We start from the raw sequence: 19,200 nt of genomic DNA on the forward strand, positions 1-19,200 counted from the left end.
GACACGTGACTCACACGGATTCCGCCTCCCTGGCCCCTGACCCCGACATCGAAACCGAAGACCACGTCGCCCTGGGCGGGGACTACGCCCTGACGGCGGGCTTCGTCGAAAAGGTCGTGGACGCCGCCGACGACGGCGACGGCATGCGTCTGCGCGGCCTGCTGGAAGACCTGCACCCCGCCGACGTGGCCGATCTGATGGGCTTCCTGACGGCCGAGCACCGGGCCGTGGTGGTGCAGTGGCTGCCGCCGGACCTGCTGGCCGACACCCTGCCCGAACTGGACGACGGCATCCGCGAGGAGGTGCTGGAGCGCGTCCCTCACCTGACGCTGGCCGAGGCGCTGCAGGAGCTGGATTCCGACGACGCCGCCGCCGTGGTCGAGGACCTGGAGGACGACCAGCGCGAAAAGGTGCTGGCCGCCATGCCCGAGGTCGACCGCGCCGCGATCGAAAGCTCGCTGGGCTATGCCGAGGATTCGGCCGGCCGCCTGATGCAGCGCGAGTTCATGGCCGCGCCGCAATTCTGGAACGTCGGCGACACCATCGACCACGTCCGGGCCCAGGGTGAGGACCTGCCCGAGCTATTCTTCGACATCTATGTGGTCGATCCGCTGAACAAGCCGATCGGCGGGGTGGCGATCAGCCGCCTGCTGCGCAGCCCGCGCGCCACGTCGCTGACCGAACTGATGGAGCCGGTCAACGAGATCGAGGTGACCGTCGACCAGGAAGAGGTCGCCTACATCTTCGAGAAATACCACCTGATCTCGGCCCCCGTCGTGGACGCCGGCGGACGGCTGGTCGGTCAGATCACCGTCGACGACATCGTCAACATCATTCAGGAAGAGAACCGCGAGGACATCCTGCGGATGGCCGGCGTGTCCGATGAGGACCGCTCGTCCGGCGTGGCCGAGATCGTGCGCGGTCGCGTACCGTGGCTGGCGATTAACCTGTTCACGGCAGTCATCGGCGCGGGCGTCATCGCCTTCTTCGAAGGCACGATCCAGCAGATCGTCGCGCTGGCGGTGCTGATGCCGATCGTTTCGGCCATCGGCGGCAATGCGGGCACACAGGCGCTGGCCGTTACGGTCCGGGCGCTGGCCACGCGTGAACTGAACGCTTCGAACACGACGCGGACGTTCTGGCGCGAGATGGCGGTGGGCCTGGCCAACGGGCTGGTGCTGGCGCCGCTGATCGGTCTGGCGGCCGGGCTGTGGTTCTGGGACGAAGACTGGCGCATCGGCGTGGTGATCGCGGTCGCCATGGTGCTGAACCTGCTGGTCGCGGCCAGCGTCGGGGTGCTGACGCCGGTGACCCTGTCCAGGCTGAAGTTCGACCCGGCGGTGTCCTCGGCGGTGTTCGTGACGGCGACGACGGATTTCTTCGGCTTCCTGATCTTCCTCGGTCTGGCCACGATCGTGCTGCTTTAGGGAACCGGACGGCCCGCTGTTTGCTGGGTCTCCCGTCAGGCGAGCGTCTCGTCTCGATATGGGTCAATCCGGTGTCCGAAGTCGGCAAACGCATGAAGGTCTCCCGCGCAGGGATCATCCTCATCAAGAGTTTTGAGGGCTTTCGTCCCGTCGCGGTTCGTCGTGAGGACGGACAGTGGACGATTGGCTATGGCCACACCGCCTCGGCCCGCGAGGGCTTGAGCGTCAGCGAGCCGGACGCCGAACTGCTGCTGCAATACGACCTGATCCCGGTGGTGGCCGCCGTCGGCGACAACGCCCCCTCCGACCTGAACCAGCACCAGTTCGACGCCCTGGCCAGTTTCGCCTTTTCGGTCGGGGTCGAGCGATTCCTGAAATCGGACGTGCTGGCGCGGCTGAAGGCGGGCGAGACGGCGCGCGCGGGCGACGCCCTGATCGGCTGGCCCCAGCCCCAGCCCGCCGACGCCCATGTGCGCCGTCGCCGGGCCGAGCGGGCGCTGTTCGTGGCCGACCCGTCCGCGCCGGTGGCCCTGGCCGACCTGCTGTCGGCGCCCGCTCCAATGGAGTTCGCCCCGGCTTCGGCGATGGCGCCGGTTCCGGCCCCGGTCGAACAGGCTGATGAGCCGAACGTGGCGCCGGTCCCCCTTCCCGAGCCTGCCCGCTCCGCCGACGCGCCGTCCATGGCGCACCAGATGCTGCGCTATTCGCCGTATGCGACCCCGATGGCCGGCACGTTGCCGCCGGTGATCCGTGCGCCGGAGATCGAGGCCGCATCTGCGCCCGTCGTGACCCCCGCCTTCCCCCCCATGACTGTCGCGCCGTCGGCGGTCGAGGGGGCGCCGATCCCCGCTTGGCGCGCGCCGGCCGAGGGTCCCGGCTTCACTGAAGTCTCGCCTGTCATTGACGACGGCCCGGCGCCGCATGCGCCCAGCTTTACGCCCGGCGCACCCTCGCCCTTCCCGCCGCTGGCCAATGAATTGGCGCCGCCGCCTCTGGTGCTGACCGCGCCGCCGTCGATCGAGCCTGAGGTCATCCAGCGCCCGGTGTGGGAACGCCGCCAGACCGATCGCCCGGACCAGGACGGCCTGTTCCTGCATGAAGGCATCACGGCCTCGGACTTTGCCCCTGTGCTGCGCCATGAGGCGGACGCCACGCCGCCGTCCGGCCGGTTCGACTGGAGCGAGACGGGCGCCTTTCTGGTCATGGGCGGGGTCGGTCTGGCCTCGTTCGGCGCGGCGATGGCGGCGTTCCGACTGGCCGGGGATCAAGCGGTCGGCGGGCGGGAAACGACCATGATCGGTTGGGTACTGGCCGTCATCGCCGCCGTCTGCGTCGGCGTGTCGGGCTATAATCTGTATCGTCGCTGGGGCCAGAACGCCCGCGGCTGAGCCGGTTTTGCGAAGCGGCGCGCGGGATGCTACGCCCGCGCTCATGAGCATTCCCAACGCGCCCCAATCCATGGAATTCGGCCTCGGCGAAACCGCCGACGCCATTCGCGAAACTACCGCCCGCTGGGCCGCTGACCGGTTGGCGCCGCGCGCCGCCGAGATCGACGAGAAGAACGAGTTCGCCCGCGACCTGTGGCCCGAAATGGGCGAGCTGGGCCTGCACGGCATCACGGTGGAAGAAGAGTTCGGCGGCCTGGGCCTGGGCTATCTGGAACACGTCGTGGCGATGGAGGAGGTGTCCCGCGCCTCGGCCTCGATCGGCCTGAGCTACGGCGCCCACTCGAACCTGTGCGTCAACCAGATCCGCCGCTGGGGCACGCCCGAGCAGAAGGCGAAGTATCTGCCCAAGCTGATCTCGGGCGAACACGTCGGCTCGTTGGCCATGTCCGAGGTCGGGTCGGGCTCGGACGTCATGTCGATGCGCACCCAAGCGGTGAAGAAGGGCGACCGCTACGTCCTGAACGGCACGAAATTCTGGATCACCAACGCGCCGCACGCCGAGACCCTGGTGGTCTATGCCCGCACAGGCGAGGGCAACGGCGGCGTCACCGCCTTCCTGGTCGAGAAGGGCATGAAGGGGTTCAGCGTCTCGAAGAAGCTGGACAAGATGGGCATGCGCGGCTCGGACACCGCCGAACTGGTGTTCGAGGATTGCGAGATCCCGGAAGAGAACATCATGGGCGGCGAAGGGCGCGGCGCGGCCGTGCTGATGAGCGGCCTGGACTATGAGCGGGCGGTGCTGTCGGCCGGGCCGCTGGGCATCATGCAGGCGGCGCTGGACGTGGTCCTGCCGTACGTCCGCGAGCGCAAGCAGTTCGGCAAGGCGATCGGCAGCTTCCAGCTGATGCAGGCCAAGGTCGCCGACATGTACGTCGCCCTGAACAGCGCCCGGACCTATGTCTATGCTGTGGCCCGCGCCTGCGACCAGGGCAAAACCACCCGCTATGACGCGGCGGGCGCGATCCTGCTGGCCAGCGAGAACGCGGTGAAGGTGTCGCTGGAGGCCGTCCAGGCCCTGGGCGGCGCCGGCTATACGAAGGAATGGCCGGTCGAGCGGCTGGTCCGCGACGCCAAGCTGTACGACATCGGCGCCGGCACCAACGAAATCCGCCGCTTCCTGATCGGGCGCGAACTGCTGGGAGGCTGACGGAACCGGGCGGCGGGTCGGCTGTTGCTTCCTTCTCGAAAGGAGACGCGCCATGCCCGCCAAGTCCGCCGCCCAGCAAAAGGCCGCAGGCGCCGCCCTGTCGGCCAAGCGGGGCGACACGCCGAAGTCAAAGCTGAAGGGCGCCTCGAAATCGATGATGGAGTCGATGAGCGAGACGCAGCTCGAGGAATTCGCCCATACCCGGCGCAAGGGCAAACCTGAGCATGTGACGAAAGATTAAGGCCTGTTGGTAGATGTGAGGATGGCGTCACCCCATCCCTCCTCCTACCTTTGCGGTCCGCCGTCTTGAGTCCCGCCGCATGAGCCAGGTCACCGCACCGCCGCCTGACGAAACCTGCTCGTTTTCCGACGTGCTGGAGGGATTGGGTCATGGTGACAATCCCAAGCTGTCGCTGCGCGAGATGATCGAAGGCTTCGGCGAGCGCGGCTTTGGCGCGGTCATCCTGATGCTGGCGCTGATGGCGCTGTTTCCGTGGCCGCCGGGCGGCAAGGCGGTGTTTTCCGTGCCGATCATCCTGATCGCGGCCGAACTGGCGCTGCAGCGGGACAAGGTGTGGCTACCGCGCTGGCTGCTGCGGCTGTCGTTCAGTCGTGCGACCTATCGTACGGCCAGCCAGAAAATCCTGCCGCGTCTGCGCCAGGTGGAGCGGCTGACCCGCCCCCGCTGGCCTGCGTTGACTGGCGAAGTCGCGGACGTGGCCGTCGGCGTGATCTGCATCCTGCTGGCGATGATGATGGCGCTGCCGGTGCCGTTCGGGGACGCCTTGCCGGGCCTGACGCTGGCGATCTTTGGTCTGGCCATCATTCAGCGCGACGGTTTCGCGGTGATCGCCGGCCTGATCGGCACGGCGATCTGCGGGGTCTATCTGGTGCTGATCTGGGCCACCGTCGTGGCCATCGTCAGCAACACGGCCGCCTGGTTCGCCAACCTGTTCTGATCGTCTGCTCAAGCAGTCGGAAGGGCGGTAGCGTCCTTCAAAAATGAAAGCGCCGCCGGGGCGAACCCGGCGGCGCTTCATTGTCTGACCGCGAGCGGCCGGACCACAACTCAGCCTGAATAGCGCTCAGGACGCCCGGGGGCGTCAGCGCCAACCAAAAGGTCAGGCCCGGACCTCTCCGAGGACCAGGGTCGCGGCCGCCACACGCGATTGATGACAATGAGACACTGGATCACCTCCTTTCGACTGTTGAACAGGGAGGGCCAAGGTAGGGTGCGTCGGGCGTTACCGCCAAGGCCGCTCCCGATTTCGTGAAAAGAGAAACGCCGGAGAGGTCACCCTCTCCGGCGTTGATGTCCTGAACGCCTAGCGGAACAGCGACAGAAGGATTTGCGGCGTCTGGTTGGCGATGCCCAGCGCCTGGACGCCCAACTGCTGCTTTGTCTGCAGCGACTGGAGCCTTGCGCTTTCCTTCGCCAGATCCGCATCCACGAGATTGCCCACCCCGGATTCCAGTGAGTCCATCAGTTTCCCGACGAACGTCTGGTGGGTGCCGAGCGACTTCGACGTCGTGCCCAAGCGCGCCAGGGCGCTGGACACATTGGCGATGGACGTATCCACCGCCGCCATCGCGGCCGACGCCGTGGTCACCGCATCGATCTCCATGGAGGCCGTCACGGTGACATTGGCGCTTCCAAGGGCCATGACCTCCGGCTTGACGGACAGCACAGCGGTGCCGTTCGCGTTCGCCAGGGCCTGGAAGCCTGTCGCGCCGGCCTCCAGCAGGTTCAACCCGTTGAAGCTGGCGTTCGAAGCCACGCTGGCGATCTGATCGCGCAGCGCCTTGAATTCCTCGTTCAGCGCCTCGCGTGAGGCGGTCTTCAGCGACGAATCCTTCGCCGCCAGAGCCTTCTCCTTCATCTGCAGCAGCAAGTCGGAAATCGACTCGCCGGCGGCGAGCGACACATCGACCGCAGCGATGCCACGGGCGAGCGACTGGCTAACCGCGTTCAGCGCGCCGATCTCGGCCCGTTGCCCCTGGGCGATAGCCCAGATGGCCCCGTTGTCCTTGGCGGTGGCGACCTTTTTGCCGGTGTTGATCCGGTTCTGGGTCGTCGCCAGATCGGCGTTGGTCGCGTTCAGGTTCTGGAGCGCGATCATCGCGCCCACGTTGGTGTTAACCGAGCCCGAGAGCATGCGGCATCCTTCCATTCTGGTCGGTGGGGTTACGGCCTTCTGGCCGCGAACCTTTTGGTTCACACGCGCACACGCAAGAAAGGGACCGAACGCGACGCGCCCGATCCCCTTGATTATCAATAGTTATGTCAGAGACCGGCCTAAGAGCCGGTCAAACTTTGCCGAGCGCCCGGCAAGGGCGATCAGGCCGCCTGGGCGCCGCCCGCAGGCGCCAGGCCCTGCATGATCATGCGGTTGATATCGATCAGCGGCTCGAAATCCTCCTCGCCGCGCATCACAGCGGAAGAGTGCCGACTGATGAACAGGCTGAGCGAGATTATCTGCGCGCGCAGCGGTTTGGGCATGGCGTTGTCGGGATCGCTGCAGTCCGTGGCCAGCGTCGACCAGAGACGGCGGTTCCAGTCCAGCGCGTCGATCCGCGTGGCGATGTCCGTCGGATCCGCCTGCGACGCCGCCAGCAGGGCGCGCGTCACCTGGCCGAACAGCCGGTACTCCATCTCACGCGGAGATTCAGCCCTGGTGGCTGCTGTCTTGTACGCCTGAAGCGACATTCCCCAACCTCAAATCCTCGTAGTCGACCAGCTTCCGGGCCACCATCAACGCCTTGTAGTATTCCCGCGCCATGACGTGACGCGAGGCGGCGATGCAATCCTGCATGATCTCGGGATTACGCGAGGCGTTCATGAACTCTGACAGACGCGTGGCGAACTCGTCGTGCAGCTTCGATGCGCCGCCCTCGTCCAGATACATCATCATGACCGGGAAATAGATGCGGCGGGCCGGCGTGTTCACCTCTTCGGCCTGCATGATGTCCTTCTCGCGAAGGACGCTGGCCTTGTTCTGGAGGATCAGCACACCACGGCGATCGCCATTCTGGACCACAGCGCCGTTCAGAACGAACTTTTCGCCGGGTTTCAGCGACAGCTTCAAGGGCATCCGGCGTCATCTCCTGCGCGCCTGCTGGCGTCATCGATAGAGGTGGGGAAACAAAGGCAACCTAAACAGGCGTGGTTAACCATCTCCTAGTGACCCCTGGGGCAGTTTGAGGTTGCAATCTCCGGAGCGCCCATGCCTGTCGACATCTCCCCCCTCGCCAACGGCGTGCCTGTCTTTGCAGCGCGTGTGCCGGGCGTCTACGGTCCTGCCGGCGACGCCGCCTCGCCTGATTCAATTCGCAGGCTGTCGCAAGAGATAGCGAGCATGAAGGGTGGGCAGCGCAAGGCGCTGGACCTGGTGCGCTCGGCCGTCGCCGCCATCCGCGTCCACGATTTCGAGGCCGGCAGCCGCCGCGCGCTGAAGGCGCTGGAGCACGACGAACGCATGGGACAGGCTTGGCACGCCTTGGCCATCTGCCGCGAAAAGCTGGGGCATTTCGTCCAGGCGATCTCGGCCTATGAGGCGGCCGTGAAACTGTTGCCGGACGAGACGGAGGTCGCGCACGACCTCGCGCGCCTGGCCCAGCGGCTGGGCTATAAGGACATTTCGGAGAAGCTTCAGCGCCGTTTCCTGGCGGCCAACCCGGGTCACGTTGAGGCGACCAATAACCTGGCCTCCCTGCTGCGCGAGCAGAAGCGTTATTCCGAGGCCATCGAACTGCTGAGCCAACTGATCCAGATCGAGCCGCACCACGCCCTGTTGTGGAACACGCTGGGTTCGGTGCTGAGCGACCAGGGCCAGATGGCCGAGTCGATGACCTTCTTCGACGAATCCCTGCGTCTGAATCCCGAATTCGCCAAGGCCCGCTTCAACCGGGGTAGCGCCCTGCATGGCCTGGGCCGGTCTGCCGACGCGCTGGAGGACATGGAGGCGGCGCTGCCAGGAGCTGAACCCGGCTATGAACGGGCCATGATGGTGATGGCCCGCGGCATGGCCAAGCTGGCGACGGGAGACATCATCGGCGGCATGGCCGACTACGAGGAACGGTTCAACCCGCACATGCCGGATGCGCCGCACTTCATCGTGGATTCTCCGCGCTGGGATCCGGCAAAGATGGATATCGCGGGCAAGACCCTGTTGGTCGCCGGTGAGCAGGGGCTGGCCGACGAGATGGTCTTCGCCAACTGCCTTGCCGATGTGATCGAGGCGGTGGGGCCCAAAGGCCGCGTGTATGTCGCGGTGGAAAAGCGCCTGGTCGACATGTTCCAGCGCAGCCACCCGACCGCCGTGGTCGGGCCTCACACCACCATCAGCCTGGAAGGTCGCGTACGCCGTTTCCTCCCTTTCCTGGAAGAGTGGACGGCCAAGGATGGGCCCGTGGACGCCTGGATACCGCTGGGCGCCCTCACTCCTATATACAGGCCCACGGTCGAAGCGTTCCCTGCCCAGGCCGGGCATCTGGTCGCGGATCCGGCTCGAGTCGCGCACTGGAAGGCGGAACTGGAAAAACTGGGGCCGGGCCTGAAGATCGGTCTTCACTGGAAGAGTCTGGTTCTGAGCGGGGCCCGGGCGCGCTATTTCTCGGCCTTCGAGCGGTGGAAGCCGGTGCTCACGGCGCCCGGCTGTATCATGATCAACCTGCAGTGCGGCGACGTGGCCGAAGATCTGGCCGCAGCCGAGGCGGCCGGCATCAGCATCTGGACGCCGCCCTTCGACCTGAAGGACGATCTGGAGGATCTGGCGGCGATCTCCATGGCCGCCGATCTGGTGATCGGGCCGGGGATCGCAGGGACCAATCTGGCCGCGTCGGTCGGGGCGCGCACCTGGATGGCGGTGGGGCCGGACGACTGGCACACGCTGGGGACGGACCATTACCCCTTCTATCCGCATATGCGCTGCTTCCCGATGGAGACGATGGGCGACTGGCCCGCACTCATGGAACGGATGCGCGTCGCCCTGGGCGAGGCGGTTGAGGCGCGCTGGTCCTAGACGCCCCTCTCTTCGTCACGAGACGGGAACGGCGGCCGTCGACGGTGCGTTGTCCTTTCGTGAAGGGAGGCGCTTATGCCCGAGATCGATAACACCCGCGACGACCAGGAACAGTCTGAAACCTTTGACGAAACCCACATCGATGATGAGGGCGAAGGCGACCTGATGCTGGACGAGGCCGGCGGCGTTCTGGACGTCACCCAGGCCGAGGGCGACGCCGACGATGAGCCGTTCGACGAGGACGACATCGATCTGGATGACACCCTGGCCTTGGACGGCATCGAGGCCGAGGCCGACGCCCTGCTGGGCGTGGACGGCGCGCGGGTGTCAGAGATCGACGGCGAGAGCAACGGCCTGCGGGGGCCGGATGAAGTCGAGCTCGTGTATTCCGGTCTGATGGAAAACGAGCGTGGCGCCCAGGCCAGCGCGGCCCACTGGGAATCGCGTCGCCTTTCCGACGATGACATCGAAGATCTTGGCTACGGCCCCGACACCGAGGAGAAACCGGCATGAACCATACCCAGAACCCCACCAGGATTCAGGAAGACTGCGACACCAACACCCCGCCAGCCAAACATGCCAAGCGCGAGGTGGGCAAGCCGGACCAGTTGAAGGACAAGGAGCGCGGCGCCGAAAACCGTCAGGAGGCCCTGATCGACGAAGGCGTTGAGGAAACCTTCCCCGCCAGCGATCCGGTCTCGGCCAAGCGCATCACCTGATCGCTGTTCACGTCCGTTCGGATACGCTACCTGCTCCGTTCGCAAGGATGGAGCAGGTTTTCGTATGAGCCGGTTCGAAGGCACCGCGAACTATATCGCGACGGACGATCTGAAGGTCGCGGTCAACGCCGCTGTGGCGCTGGAGCGCCCGCTTCTGATCAAGGGGGAGCCGGGCACCGGCAAGACCGTGCTGGCCTATGAGCTGGCGCGGGCGCTGAACGCGCCGCTGATCACCTGGCACGTCAAGTCCACGACCAAAGCCCACAACGGCCTGTATGAATATGACGCCGTATCCCGCCTGCGCGACAGCCAGTTGGGCGACGCGCGGGTCCACGACGTCCGCAACTATCTGAAGAAGGGCAAGCTGTGGGAGGCGTTCACCGCCCCGCAGCGGCCGGTCCTGCTGATCGACGAGATCGACAAGGCCGACATCGAATTCCCCAACGACCTGCTGCAGGAACTCGATCGGATGGAGTTCTACGTCCAGGAGACGGACGAGACGATCCACGCTGAGGTCCGCCCCGTGGTGGTCATCACCTCGAACAACGAGAAGGAACTGCCGGACGCCTTCCTACGCCGCTGCTTCTTCCACTACATCCGCTTCCCCGACGCGCAGACGATGCAGGACATCGTCGAGGTGCACTTCCCCGGCATCAAGCCGCGTCTGGTGTCAGAGGCGCTGAAGACCTTTTACGAAATCCGCGACACGCCGGGCCTGAAGAAGAAGCCGTCGACCTCGGAACTGCTGGATTGGCTGAAGCTGCTGCTGGTCGATGACGTTTCGCCCGAAACCCTGCGTGAGAAGACACCGGGCAAGCTGATCCCGCCGCTGCACGGGGCCCTGCTGAAGAATGAGCAGGATGTGCACCTGTTCGAGCGGCTGGCCTTCCTGAACCGGCGCGAGGGTGTGCGGCCGGGATCATAAACGATCGCCTTATCATTGATCAGGCTCGGCCATTCCGATTACCGCGATTTCACTGGATTGACGCTTCCCCCCGCCGGAAGATGGCGGTGAGAGAAGGAACCGCCATGCGTATCACCTCCGTTGCAATCGCCCTGCTGGCCGGCCTGACGGCCGCCTGCGACGGCGACTCTTCGGTCCGGATCACCACCAGCGAGAGCGGCGACGCCTCGTCCGGCGTGCTCAAGGTCGTCGATACGCTGCAATGCCCCCAGACCTTCGGCTCCCTGACCCGCAAGGGCACGGCCCAGGCCGGGGGCGCGATGTGTGTCTATGCCGGTCCAAGGGGGGCCGAAGTGGCCCTGCACATGGTCAAGCTGAACGGCGCCTCTGTTGACGAGACCCTGCGCGCCTTTGAACGTCGCCTGGCCAATGACCTGCCCGAGGCCGCTGGTCGCATGGCACCGCCGTCGCCACCGGCGCCGCCCGCGACGCCGTCTTCTGACGCCGCGCCATCCCCGGCCAGCGAGGACCGGGTCGATGTCCGCGCGCCGGGTATCAATATCCAGACCCAGGGCGAGAACGCCCAGGTCCGCCTGCCCGGCCTCCGGGTCGAGGCCCAGGGGGACAAGGCCCAGATTCGCATCGGCGGCCTGAACATCCGCGCCGACGACAAGAACGCCACCGTCAACGTCACCTCGCGCAACAGCGAGACCGTGGACATCCAGGCGCACGATGGCGCCGCCCAGGTCCGGACCCGGGCGCCCGGCGCGGCGACACGGGCCACCTATGTGCTGACGGACGACCGCCCGTCGGTCGCGGGCTGGCGCCTGGTCGGCTATGAAGCGCGGGGCCCCGCCGGCGGTCCGATCGTCGTCGCCACCGTGCGGTCCAAGGATCGCGAACGCGAGCCGGTCTTCGACGACGCGCGCGAACTGGTCGAGTTGAACGTCGGGAATTGAGCGGGCGAAAGTCGCCTGCCTCTTGATCCCGCCGCCGGGATGGGTCACCTGACCGGCCCATAGCGAGCAGGATCAACCCGTGGCCGAGCGCCCCAAGACCAAGTCGATCGCCAAACCGCCCCGCGCCTGGCAGCGCATGCTGTCGGGACGCCGGCTGGACCTGCTCGATCCCTCGCCCTTCGACATCGAGATCGAGGACATCGCCCACGGCCTGGCTCGCGTCGCCCGCTGGAACGGTCAGACGATCGGCGAGCACGCCTTTTCCGTCGCCCAGCATTCGCTGGTGGTCGAGGAGATTGCGGCCCACATCCGTCCCGGGCTGGAGCCTAAATGGCGCCTGGCCGCCCTGCTGCACGACGCTTCGGAATACGTCATCGGCGACATGATCTCGCCGTTCAAATCGGCGCTGGGCTCGGGCTACAAGGATTTCGAGGCCCGGCTGGAGACGGCCATCCACGTGCGCTTCCAGTTGCCGCCCAAAACGCCGCAGACGATCAAGACCCTGATCAAGAAGGCCGACCGCGCCTGCGCCTACTTCGAAGCGACGCAACTGGCCGGGTTTGAACACAAGGAATCGCTGCAGATCTTCGGCGCGCCGCCGCCCGGTTATGACCTGATCATCGACCCCCTGCCCCCTGCCCTGGCGCAGCAGCGCTATCTGGAGCGGTATCACGTGCTGGCCGAGGCGGTCGGCATCATCCCCGCCGCCGACGCCTGGCATACGGAATAGCCGCATGACCGGGGGCGACGGACAGGGTGTGCGCATCGGTCTGTCGGCGGTCGTCATCGCCCTGCGCGAACGCGAGGCGGTGGTGCTGACCACCCATGCCGACAACGGCGCGCAGGCCCTGCCGTTCGGGCCGTTCAATCCGGACCGCGACCGCACGTTCGAGCTGGCGCTGCGGTCCTTCGTCAGCGACCAGACCGGCTTTCACCCCGGCTTCGTCGAGCAGCTCTACACCTTTGGCGACGCGGGCCGCGAGGCGCCACGCGCCACGCCGGGACCGGAGCGGCGGCGAGAGATTTCGGTCGGTTATCTGGCCCTGACGCCCGAGGCGGCGCCCTCGCCCGGTATGGACGCCGGATGGACCCGCCTGTTCGACATCTTCCCGTGGGAGGACTGGCGCGGCGGCCGCCCTGCCCTGCTGGACGCGCTGAACGCCGCCCTGTTGGCGTGGGCCGGCGACGACGCCGCGCGCCGCTCGCGGACCCAGACCCTGTTCGCCGTCGGCGCCGGCCGCCGCTGGAATGAGGAGCGGGTGCTGGAGCGCTATGAGCTGCTGTACGAGGCCGGTCTGGTGGCCGAGGCCGCGCGCGACCGGGACCAGCCCCTGCCCGCCGCGCCTCCCGGCCTGACCATGGCGTCCGACCACCGGCGCATCGTCGCCACGGGTCTGGGTCGGCTGCGCAGCAAGCTGAAATACCGGCCGGTGCTGTTCGACCTGGCGCCCGAAACCTTCACCCTGTCCGAGCTTCAGGCGGCGGCCGAGGCGGTGGCGGGCCTCGCCCTGCACAAGCAGAATTTCCGCCGCGGGGTCGAGCGCAGCGGACTGGTCGCGCCCATCGGCCGGATGACCGCCGCGACGGGCGGGCGCCCCGCCGAACTGTTCCGCTTCGTCGGCGCCGATCCGGCGGGAGGCCCCGCACCTGGGCTGGCCCTTCCCGCCCTTCGCTGAGCCCCTTCTCCACCGGGCGTATTTCTTCGCCATACCCGCTTGCGGCCAGCGCCGCCTTTGACTAGAGAAGCCCCTCGCTCGACCAAGCGCATATCGGCCCCGCGGAGAGGTGGCAGAGTGGTCGAATGTACCGCACTCGAAATGCGGCGTGCCTTTACGGGTACCGTGGGTTCGAATCCCACCCTCTCCGCCACCGGCCTGTTCGCAGATGTTCGCGAACGGCCAGATTTGCGCTTTTAGTTAATAATCTCAATGAGAGCGCATGCCCTAAGCGTTCGCCGCCGCTTGCACCCGTTAGCCCAAATCCGCTATCCATGCGTGGGTAAGCGCGGGGGTTAAACATGCCAGTGATACATCGCCTCAAGGCGCTGGTCGTCGAGCGTGCCAAGGAGCCTGGCATGTACGCCGACGGGGCCGGCCTGTACCTCCAAGTGGCGCGAGGAGGCTCGAAGTCCTGGATCTTCCGATATCGCTTTGGTGGGCGAGAGCGGGAGATGGGCTTGGGACCGCTGCATACGGTCTCCTTGGCTGAAGCCCGTGACGCGGCGCGGGAAGCCCGAAAGCTCAAGCGCAAGGGCATCGACCCTATCGAAGCGAAGCGCTCGGCCGCCCTTGATCAGAGGCTCGAAGCGGCTCGCGTGTTGAGCTTCGACGAGGCTCTCACCGCCTATCTTAAAACGCGGGCAGGCGCATGGGGGAACGCCAAACACTCCGCGCAGTGGAACAGCACGCTCAAGACCTACGCTTCACCGCACTTCGGCAGTGTGCCGGTCCATCGAGTGGACACCAGTCTGGTGGTTAAAGCGCTTGAGCCCATCTGGACCACGAAGACGGAAACGGCGAGCCGTCTGCGCGGGCGGATTGAAAGCGTGCTGGATTGGGCAGCGGTGAGCGGGTTCCGATCCGGCGACAATCCCGCTCGATGGAAAGGCCACCTCGACAAGATTCTGCCGGCCAAGGCCAAGGTCGCCAAGGTGGTTCACCACAAGGCCCTGCCGTTCGGAGAGATGGCCGCGTTCATGGAGCAACTCGGAGCTCAGTCCGGCCAGGCAGCGAGAGCGCTGGAGTTCGCCATTCTAACTGCAGCCCGCACAGGCGAGGTCATAGGCGCCACATGGGGCGAGATCGACCTTGAGACATCTGTCTGGACTATTCCGGGCGAGCGGATGAAGGCGGGCAAGGAGCATCGTGTGCCGCTCTGCCCTCAAGTTGCAGCCCTGGTTCGCGCGCCAGGTGACGGTAACCCGAAGGCGCCGCTCTTCGCAGGACTACGTGCCGGAAAACCGCTGAGCAACATGGCCATGCTCAAGACGCTGGAGCGCATGAAGCGCGGCGACCTGACCGTACATGGCTTCCGCAGCACCTTCCGGGATTGGGCGGCCGAGACCACGGCCTATCCCAATGAGGTCGTCGAGATGGCCTTGGCGCACACCGTCGCCAACAAGGTCGAGGCGGCCTATCGGCGCGGCGATCTTTTCACAAAGCGGCAAGCACTGATGGCGGATTGGGGAATGTATGTCTCCGCCGCCCCTCCCCGCCCCCGCTGACCTGCTGCACGACCCCGACGCCTTCGAGGCGGAAGCCGACAGGCAGCTTCTGCTGTGCCTCCAAGGTCAACCCAACAACGCGCTGGAATGGTCGACTGCGAAGTGCCGGCAGATGCTTCTGGCCGCGCAAGCCTTGATTGACGATGATCACCCCGCGTCGCTCAGCCCTAAGCACCAGCTACCCAAGGCAGAGAAGGTCCGGAAACGGACTCAAACCGACGCCGCCTTGACCCTCTTGAGTGTCCTCGACGAGCTTCGCCGGGGAGTCCGCGACCCAGCTATCGCCCACATGTTTGACACGGTCGCGCCCATTGCCATGTCGTTGGGGATGGCCTGCCACGAGGTTTCACCGCGCACGCAGGAGGCCTTAGGCGACCAGAACCATACCCGGCAGCGCAGCGCCAGACAGGCTGAGGTCGGGAAGCGCAGCGCTGCCCTTCGCACACAATGGATGCGCGATCTGATGCCAACCGCTATTGCGTTTCTCGCCAGCTATTCCGGAACGCAATCGTGGGAAGCCAAACGAGCAAAGTTTCAAGAACTCTTTCCGAACCCTGATCGGTCGGACAAGCAGATCCGCACGTTGCTCAAAGCCGCAGATAAGGAACGGCTAACCATCCTGAATTCCCGTTCATCAACGAATAGTTGCTGACTGAAGCCGTCAGCCGCGCACTCAATGTCGTCTCTTCCATCGGAGACGACATCCATGCAAATCAACGAACACTCGCCGCTGGCCCTGACGGTCAAGCAGTTCTGCACCCAGTTCTCGATCAGCCGAACGACCTTCTATGAGGAGGTCAAGGCGCGCCGCCTCGAGGTGCGCAAGATCGGCCACAAGTCGATCGTGTTGACTGCGGAAGCCCAACGATGGCTTGCCTCGCTGCCGAACTCGGCCGCGCGGGAGCAGCGTGCGAGGTCCCCGCGATGATCGGCCCGAAGCCCTCAAGGAAACTCAACAAGAAGCGCCTCAACATCCGCCTGTCCGCCGAAAGCGCACACTTCCTGCGGCAGTACGCCCTGAGGACCGGCTGCACGATCAGCGAACTCACCGAAGGCATCATCGGAGAGTACCGCGCCACCGAGGAGAACTACTTCATCAAGAGCGCGGCCTATTTCGGCTTCATCAACTCGGCGCTGACCACGATGATCGCAGCCAAGCTGTTCGAGCCGGAGCTGTTTCCGAAGCACACCCTAACCGCCATCAAGGAGGACATCACCAAGCGCGCCAGCGAGCTTTTCGGCGAACAGCCGGCCTCGCCTTTTGCTGGCTACTACAGCTCTGGCGATGACCGGCTATGGAGCCTCTACGATGCCTTTGTCGCCCATCACATGCGGCGTGAGGGTCAGCTCCAACCGGTCCACACAGTGCGATGACCGGACGTCCTTTATCCGCTCGGGCGAGCCTGGAAGGGCAGCTGAATTTTGGCCTGTTGGTGCTTTGGAGCGTGGTCCTATGGCGAACGGGCTTGGTTGCTGCCGGCTATGCACTCCTGGCGTTTCTGGCGGACCTCCAAGCGCTCATTGGTCGCCCGCTGCCTCAGACTCTACACACCCGACATCCGTACGGTTCTCTGATCGAACTTAGCGCGGCCGGCCTGCGCCATGCGTGGTGGATTGAGCCGCATCTGGATCACGCCCGACGCATGTTCATCCTAGGGAGTCTCGGATCGCTGCTCCTGTGGCTCTTCCAAGAACTGGTTTGGTTCCGGCGACGGTTGCACGTGGATCCCATTTTCGCGGCCCGGATCGACGGAATGTTCGAGAGAGGGGAGGCTTGGGTGTCCAGGCGACTGCGCACTGCCCGCGGGAGGCTCGCGGAAGGGTTGGTCCTCATGGTTCGGCGGCAGATGCAGGCGGGCGCGCTCCCTGCGAGGATCGTCCGAATTGCCCGGCTGCGTAGCCCCAATCTTGAGGAGCGCAGGAAAGAAGGGCTGCCCGGTGAACCAGCCGCGGATCGTCAAGGCGAGCATCTGTCCGAGTATCTGGTCGATCGGACTGCCTCCGTCGATCCGTCTCAGCCCGGTTCATGTGAAGCGGCCGGCGAGAACCACCCCACTCAACATTCCGACGAACAGCTGCCGACGTCTCAAGCAGCGCCTTATCCGTCTTCCTTCTTCACCCGGTTCTGAACTAAGAGATGTCAAACCGGAGCCATAGAGGCTCCAGCCTACTGCCTTGTATAAGCGAGAGTTTTCCGCACTTCCTCCCCAAGACGGAAAGGCGGCGCCGGTTTGGCGCTAGGTCGTACGATATTTTCACCTGCAAATTCAAACACTTCTCGGACCGCAGGTGTGCGTAAGGTGTGCACGTCATTCCGCTCAAGAATGACGCTCCTCGATCGGCCCCCTCAGGGGTGCTGTTGCGCACCACCCGGGCGGATTAATTTCGAACGATAGGCGGCCCGACCCTCTAGGCGTCTGGCGGGTCGGTAACGCCATCCAAACAGGCCACCCCGCCAGTACGGGTCCGCCGCACTTCCGACCACCCCTGGACGAACCCTTGGCAGACAGGAACCAGGACCCAACTCATGCCGGCTCCAATTAGCAGACCTGTGACGAAATAAACGACCTCAATCATCGTGCCTCCACCCGCGCGAGTTCAGTGCACCAGCGACAATGCTGCCCTCTGCGGCGGCCGTCCAGACGAGGGGACTAGGGGAGCACGCAAGGCTTGCAGCTTCGTCCCGGGGAGCTGTTGGTGGCGCTCAGCAAAGGTCATCGCGTGCTCGTCGGCCGGGAACCACCAAGGCCCCGAGCGAGTCGTGAATCCGTTCGAGAGTCGCCAGTTCGTCGTGGAGACCCTGCAGGTCCGCCAGCGCCGCCGTGAAGTTGAGAGCATCGAGGAGCCGGCGCTGCTCCAGATGGCGTCGCCATTGGAGTCGCAAGGCGACCAGCCGCTCAAGACCTTGCGCACTACCTCGACGATCAGCGAGCCGGAAGAAAGACTCGATCGCCTCGCCAGCCTCCCTTGCAGCCCTCTGCATCATTTGGACGTGGCTGGCGCGCCAGAAGCGATCGAGCTGTGCCCCTACCCCAGTCTCGTCAGCGAACAGCGGTTCCAGCCCAACTTCGATGTCGCCATCGAAATAGAGCTCTGTATCATCCACCCGAATGAAGGGTCGCAGCTGCTGAAGACCTTCCAGCATGGCTGCCTCCGAGAGTCCGCAGAGATCCTCCAGTTCGGCTCCCATTACCGCGACGACAAACGACCGGTCGGACCTCTCACGTCGCTGTCGCTGCCAGAGGACCAGGAGCATCAGCAGGACTTGGCTTCCCAGCTCACCCAACCCCGCCGCTGTCGTCCGGCGCAGCACATCCAAGGCCGCCGCCTGCTCAAGCTCGATGAGCGCCGTGCTGCTGAGGTGCGACCTATCCCCGATCAATTGCGGGACCACGTCGTCATCGTCGAAGCGGCCATTCTCGGCCATCCTGCATTCTCCATCGCTGTTAAGCCTGACCCCACCAGCGCCGTCAGGAACTATCGTGCTTATAGGGCTTTGCACCATTTAGGCACTATAGCTCCTAGCGAAAAATCTGACGTTAGTCGCGCATGCGGCTATGCGTTGGGAAGAACTGGTCGGCCAAAAGGTGCGCGCATTGCGCAAGGCGAAGGGCCTCAGCCAGGAAGCGCTAGCCCACGAGGCCGGAATGGCAATGCGATATCTCGCGGGTATCGAACGCGGTGAGGAGAATCCGACGTTAGCTTTTCTGGTGAGGATCGCTGACGCACTTGGGGTCGAGCCCAAGGAACTGCTGGAAAGGTAATGCTCGCTCCTGGCCGTTCGAGAGCTCGGAAGCTGACCAAATAAACGAGCGCTTCCGACCCATTGCGGACGTAGAGCCGCAGCGGCACTCTTCGATATGCCAAAAGCCAAGCCGCCTATGCCGCCGGAAAACCCCGCACCTTTGTCAGCAGAGGAAGAGCGGTTCGTCTTGGCGACTATTCGAGCCTACTACGGTCCAGACGCTGTGGTGCGCAACTGGGGTCCAGACCCGAAGCACCTAATGCTCCACGTCGAGAGCGACATAGAAGAGAGCCTCGCTCGTCACGAATGTCTCGGCGTGTTGATGTGCGACATCGTGCGCGATCAGATCACATTGGAAGCGACAACGCGGGGACGCCGCATTTGGGGAAGTGCCAAGGTCGCCTATCGGCAGGGCGTGATCCTTCCGACATCCGTGAGCGGCTAGTCGCCGAACGTCCGCTTCCCACCCTCAGGCGACCGTCCGCTCCCGACCCATTGCAGACACGAGAGAGGCGATTAGACGATGGAGCTACACAAGCCGAATAACCAGTGTCCAGCCGGTGACTGCGACGATCACCGCTAAAGCCATTGTTTTTGGACGCAGCTT

Annotated in this window: 23 protein-coding genes and 1 tRNA gene; 20 read left to right on the top strand and 4 right to left on the bottom strand. The window is 65.1% G+C overall.

What is annotated here, in order from left to right; translation table 11 throughout:
- Positions 1-5 precede the first annotated feature (5 nt).
- The 5 genes from mgtE to EON91_RS08590 all read left to right on the top strand — a co-directional run bounded on the left by mgtE (position 6) and on the right by EON91_RS08590 (position 4,981).
- Positions 6-1,427 carry a magnesium transporter gene (mgtE, locus tag EON91_RS08570; RefSeq protein ID WP_292093477.1) on the top strand — a complete coding sequence of 474 codons (1,422 nt, stop codon included), beginning with the start codon at positions 6-8 and terminating at the stop codon, positions 1,425-1,427.
- 92 nt (positions 1,428-1,519) lie between these two features.
- Positions 1,520-2,815, top strand: coding sequence for a glycoside hydrolase family protein (locus EON91_RS08575; RefSeq protein ID WP_292093478.1), 1,296 nt, complete (start codon positions 1,520-1,522; stop codon positions 2,813-2,815).
- 43 nt (positions 2,816-2,858) lie between these two features.
- Entirely contained in the window at positions 2,859-4,022 is a 1,164-nt protein-coding gene (locus EON91_RS08580; RefSeq protein ID WP_292093479.1) for an isovaleryl-CoA dehydrogenase, read from the top strand.
- Between the two features lie 52 nt (positions 4,023-4,074).
- Entirely contained in the window at positions 4,075-4,263 is a 189-nt protein-coding gene (locus EON91_RS08585; protein ID WP_292093480.1) for a DUF3008 family protein, read from the top strand.
- Between the two features lie 79 nt (positions 4,264-4,342).
- A complete protein-coding gene (locus tag EON91_RS08590) occupies positions 4,343-4,981 on the top strand; it encodes an exopolysaccharide biosynthesis protein (RefSeq protein WP_292093483.1) in 639 nt (212 codons plus the stop codon).
- A 366-nt stretch (positions 4,982-5,347) separates the two neighbouring features.
- Here EON91_RS08590 and EON91_RS08595 read toward each other — a convergent pair whose 3' ends face one another.
- The 3 genes from EON91_RS08595 to flbT form a co-directional block, all read right to left on the bottom strand.
- Positions 5,348-6,178 carry a flagellin gene (locus tag EON91_RS08595; RefSeq protein ID WP_292093486.1) on the bottom strand — a complete coding sequence of 277 codons (831 nt, stop codon included), beginning with the start codon at positions 6,176-6,178 and terminating at the stop codon, positions 5,348-5,350.
- 182 nt (positions 6,179-6,360) lie between these two features.
- On the bottom strand, positions 6,361-6,729 hold the full coding sequence (gene flaF / locus EON91_RS08600; protein WP_292093488.1) for a flagellar biosynthesis regulator FlaF: 369 nt from the start codon (positions 6,727-6,729) through the stop codon (positions 6,361-6,363).
- The gene (gene flbT / locus EON91_RS08605) at positions 6,689-7,114 is read right to left on the bottom strand and encodes a flagellar biosynthesis repressor FlbT (RefSeq protein WP_292093490.1); all 426 of its coding nucleotides are present in this window, start codon (positions 7,112-7,114) and stop codon (positions 6,689-6,691) included. Before flbT ends, flaF begins: the two co-directional genes overlap by 41 nt.
- Positions 7,115-7,246: 132 nt before the next feature.
- Between flbT and EON91_RS08610 the strand changes: the two genes are divergently transcribed.
- The 13 genes from EON91_RS08610 (at position 7,247) to EON91_RS08670 (ending at position 16,977) form a co-directional block, all read left to right on the top strand.
- Positions 7,247-9,043 (top strand): tetratricopeptide repeat protein, encoded by a 1,797-nt coding sequence (locus tag EON91_RS08610; RefSeq protein ID WP_292093492.1) that lies wholly within the window; start codon positions 7,247-7,249, stop codon positions 9,041-9,043.
- Between the two features lie 75 nt (positions 9,044-9,118).
- Positions 9,119-9,556 carry a hypothetical protein gene (locus tag EON91_RS08615; protein ID WP_292093494.1) on the top strand — a complete coding sequence of 146 codons (438 nt, stop codon included), beginning with the start codon at positions 9,119-9,121 and terminating at the stop codon, positions 9,554-9,556.
- On the top strand, positions 9,553-9,762 hold the full coding sequence (locus EON91_RS08620; protein WP_292093495.1) for a hypothetical protein: 210 nt from the start codon (positions 9,553-9,555) through the stop codon (positions 9,760-9,762). The genes EON91_RS08615 and EON91_RS08620 overlap by 4 nt, the downstream gene beginning before the upstream one ends.
- A 64-nt stretch (positions 9,763-9,826) precedes the next feature.
- On the top strand, positions 9,827-10,687 hold the full coding sequence (locus EON91_RS08625) for a MoxR family ATPase (protein ID WP_292093497.1): 861 nt from the start codon (positions 9,827-9,829) through the stop codon (positions 10,685-10,687).
- A 104-nt stretch (positions 10,688-10,791) separates the two neighbouring features.
- Positions 10,792-11,625: a methyltransferase type 11 gene (locus tag EON91_RS08630; protein WP_292093500.1), complete on the top strand. Its 834-nt coding sequence runs from the start codon at positions 10,792-10,794 to the stop codon at positions 11,623-11,625.
- 136 nt (positions 11,626-11,761) lie between these two features.
- Entirely contained in the window at positions 11,762-12,355 is a 594-nt protein-coding gene (locus EON91_RS08635) for an HD family hydrolase (RefSeq protein ID WP_292093520.1), read from the top strand.
- A gap of 4 nt (positions 12,356-12,359) precedes the next feature.
- Entirely contained in the window at positions 12,360-13,301 is a 942-nt protein-coding gene (locus EON91_RS08640; RefSeq protein ID WP_292093501.1) for an NAD regulator, read from the top strand.
- Between the two features lie 103 nt (positions 13,302-13,404).
- Positions 13,405-13,494 (top strand) — tRNA-Ser (locus EON91_RS08645).
- 148 nt (positions 13,495-13,642) lie between these two features.
- Positions 13,643-14,848 (top strand): site-specific integrase, encoded by a 1,206-nt coding sequence (locus tag EON91_RS08650; RefSeq protein ID WP_292093503.1) that lies wholly within the window; start codon positions 13,643-13,645, stop codon positions 14,846-14,848.
- Positions 14,817-15,500 (top strand): hypothetical protein, encoded by a 684-nt coding sequence (locus tag EON91_RS08655; protein WP_292093504.1) that lies wholly within the window; start codon positions 14,817-14,819, stop codon positions 15,498-15,500. The genes EON91_RS08650 and EON91_RS08655 overlap by 32 nt, the downstream gene beginning before the upstream one ends.
- Positions 15,501-15,554: 54 nt before the next feature.
- The gene (locus EON91_RS08660) at positions 15,555-15,776 is read left to right on the top strand and encodes a hypothetical protein (RefSeq protein WP_292093506.1); all 222 of its coding nucleotides are present in this window, start codon (positions 15,555-15,557) and stop codon (positions 15,774-15,776) included.
- Positions 15,773-16,222 carry a hypothetical protein gene (locus tag EON91_RS08665; protein WP_292093509.1) on the top strand — a complete coding sequence of 150 codons (450 nt, stop codon included), beginning with the start codon at positions 15,773-15,775 and terminating at the stop codon, positions 16,220-16,222. The genes EON91_RS08660 and EON91_RS08665 overlap by 4 nt, the downstream gene beginning before the upstream one ends.
- Complete coding sequence (locus EON91_RS08670) at positions 16,219-16,977, top strand: hypothetical protein (RefSeq protein ID WP_292093511.1); 759 nt, start codon at positions 16,219-16,221, stop codon at positions 16,975-16,977. Before EON91_RS08665 ends, EON91_RS08670 begins: the two co-directional genes overlap by 4 nt.
- A gap of 575 nt (positions 16,978-17,552) precedes the next feature.
- Here EON91_RS08670 and EON91_RS08675 read toward each other — a convergent pair.
- A complete protein-coding gene (locus EON91_RS08675; RefSeq protein ID WP_292093514.1) occupies positions 17,553-18,275 on the bottom strand; it encodes a hypothetical protein in 723 nt (240 codons plus the stop codon).
- A gap of 130 nt (positions 18,276-18,405) precedes the next feature.
- Between EON91_RS08675 and EON91_RS08680 the strand changes: the two genes are divergently transcribed.
- Positions 18,406-18,612 (top strand): helix-turn-helix transcriptional regulator, encoded by a 207-nt coding sequence (locus tag EON91_RS08680; protein ID WP_292093515.1) that lies wholly within the window; start codon positions 18,406-18,408, stop codon positions 18,610-18,612.
- Between the two features lie 240 nt (positions 18,613-18,852).
- Positions 18,853-19,038, top strand: a complete 186-nt coding sequence (locus EON91_RS08685) for a hypothetical protein (protein ID WP_292093518.1) — start codon at positions 18,853-18,855, stop codon at positions 19,036-19,038.
- Positions 19,039-19,200: the final 162 nt, after the last annotated feature.

This window comes from Brevundimonas sp., assembly GCF_004210735.1.
Lineage (GTDB): Bacteria > Pseudomonadota > Alphaproteobacteria > Caulobacterales > Caulobacteraceae > Brevundimonas.

What these genes read in the sequence shown, in the direction of transcription:
- EON91_RS08575 (WP_292093478.1), top strand. Translation starts at nt 1,520, where the DNA reads ATGAAGGTCTCCCGCGCAGGGATCATCCTCATCAAGAGTTTTGAGGGC.
- EON91_RS08580 (WP_292093479.1), top strand. Translation starts at nt 2,859, where the DNA reads ATGAGCATTCCCAACGCGCCCCAATCCATGGAATTCGGCCTCGGCGAA.
- EON91_RS08585 (WP_292093480.1), top strand. Translation starts at nt 4,075, where the DNA reads ATGCCCGCCAAGTCCGCCGCCCAGCAAAAGGCCGCAGGCGCCGCCCTG.
- EON91_RS08590 (WP_292093483.1), top strand. Translation starts at nt 4,343, where the DNA reads ATGAGCCAGGTCACCGCACCGCCGCCTGACGAAACCTGCTCGTTTTCC.
- EON91_RS08595 (WP_292093486.1), bottom strand. Translation starts at nt 6,178, where the DNA reads ATGCTCTCGGGCTCGGTTAACACCAACGTGGGCGCGATGATCGCGCTC.
- flaF (WP_292093488.1), bottom strand. Translation starts at nt 6,729, where the DNA reads ATGTCGCTTCAGGCGTACAAGACAGCAGCCACCAGGGCTGAATCTCCG.
- flbT (WP_292093490.1), bottom strand. Translation starts at nt 7,114, where the DNA reads ATGCCCTTGAAGCTGTCGCTGAAACCCGGCGAAAAGTTCGTTCTGAAC.
- EON91_RS08610 (WP_292093492.1), top strand. Translation starts at nt 7,247, where the DNA reads ATGCCTGTCGACATCTCCCCCCTCGCCAACGGCGTGCCTGTCTTTGCA.
- EON91_RS08615 (WP_292093494.1), top strand. Translation starts at nt 9,119, where the DNA reads ATGCCCGAGATCGATAACACCCGCGACGACCAGGAACAGTCTGAAACC.
- EON91_RS08620 (WP_292093495.1), top strand. Translation starts at nt 9,553, where the DNA reads ATGAACCATACCCAGAACCCCACCAGGATTCAGGAAGACTGCGACACC.
- EON91_RS08625 (WP_292093497.1), top strand. Translation starts at nt 9,827, where the DNA reads ATGAGCCGGTTCGAAGGCACCGCGAACTATATCGCGACGGACGATCTG.
- EON91_RS08630 (WP_292093500.1), top strand. Translation starts at nt 10,792, where the DNA reads ATGCGTATCACCTCCGTTGCAATCGCCCTGCTGGCCGGCCTGACGGCC.
- EON91_RS08635 (WP_292093520.1), top strand. Translation starts at nt 11,762, where the DNA reads ATGCTGTCGGGACGCCGGCTGGACCTGCTCGATCCCTCGCCCTTCGAC.
- EON91_RS08640 (WP_292093501.1), top strand. Translation starts at nt 12,360, where the DNA reads ATGACCGGGGGCGACGGACAGGGTGTGCGCATCGGTCTGTCGGCGGTC.
- EON91_RS08650 (WP_292093503.1), top strand. Translation starts at nt 13,643, where the DNA reads ATGCCAGTGATACATCGCCTCAAGGCGCTGGTCGTCGAGCGTGCCAAG.
- EON91_RS08655 (WP_292093504.1), top strand. Translation starts at nt 14,817, where the DNA reads ATGTCTCCGCCGCCCCTCCCCGCCCCCGCTGACCTGCTGCACGACCCC.
- EON91_RS08660 (WP_292093506.1), top strand. Translation starts at nt 15,555, where the DNA reads ATGCAAATCAACGAACACTCGCCGCTGGCCCTGACGGTCAAGCAGTTC.
- EON91_RS08665 (WP_292093509.1), top strand. Translation starts at nt 15,773, where the DNA reads ATGATCGGCCCGAAGCCCTCAAGGAAACTCAACAAGAAGCGCCTCAAC.
- EON91_RS08670 (WP_292093511.1), top strand. Translation starts at nt 16,219, where the DNA reads ATGACCGGACGTCCTTTATCCGCTCGGGCGAGCCTGGAAGGGCAGCTG.
- EON91_RS08675 (WP_292093514.1), bottom strand. Translation starts at nt 18,275, where the DNA reads ATGGCCGAGAATGGCCGCTTCGACGATGACGACGTGGTCCCGCAATTG.
- EON91_RS08680 (WP_292093515.1), top strand. Translation starts at nt 18,406, where the DNA reads ATGCGTTGGGAAGAACTGGTCGGCCAAAAGGTGCGCGCATTGCGCAAG.
- EON91_RS08685 (WP_292093518.1), top strand. Translation starts at nt 18,853, where the DNA reads ATGCTCCACGTCGAGAGCGACATAGAAGAGAGCCTCGCTCGTCACGAA.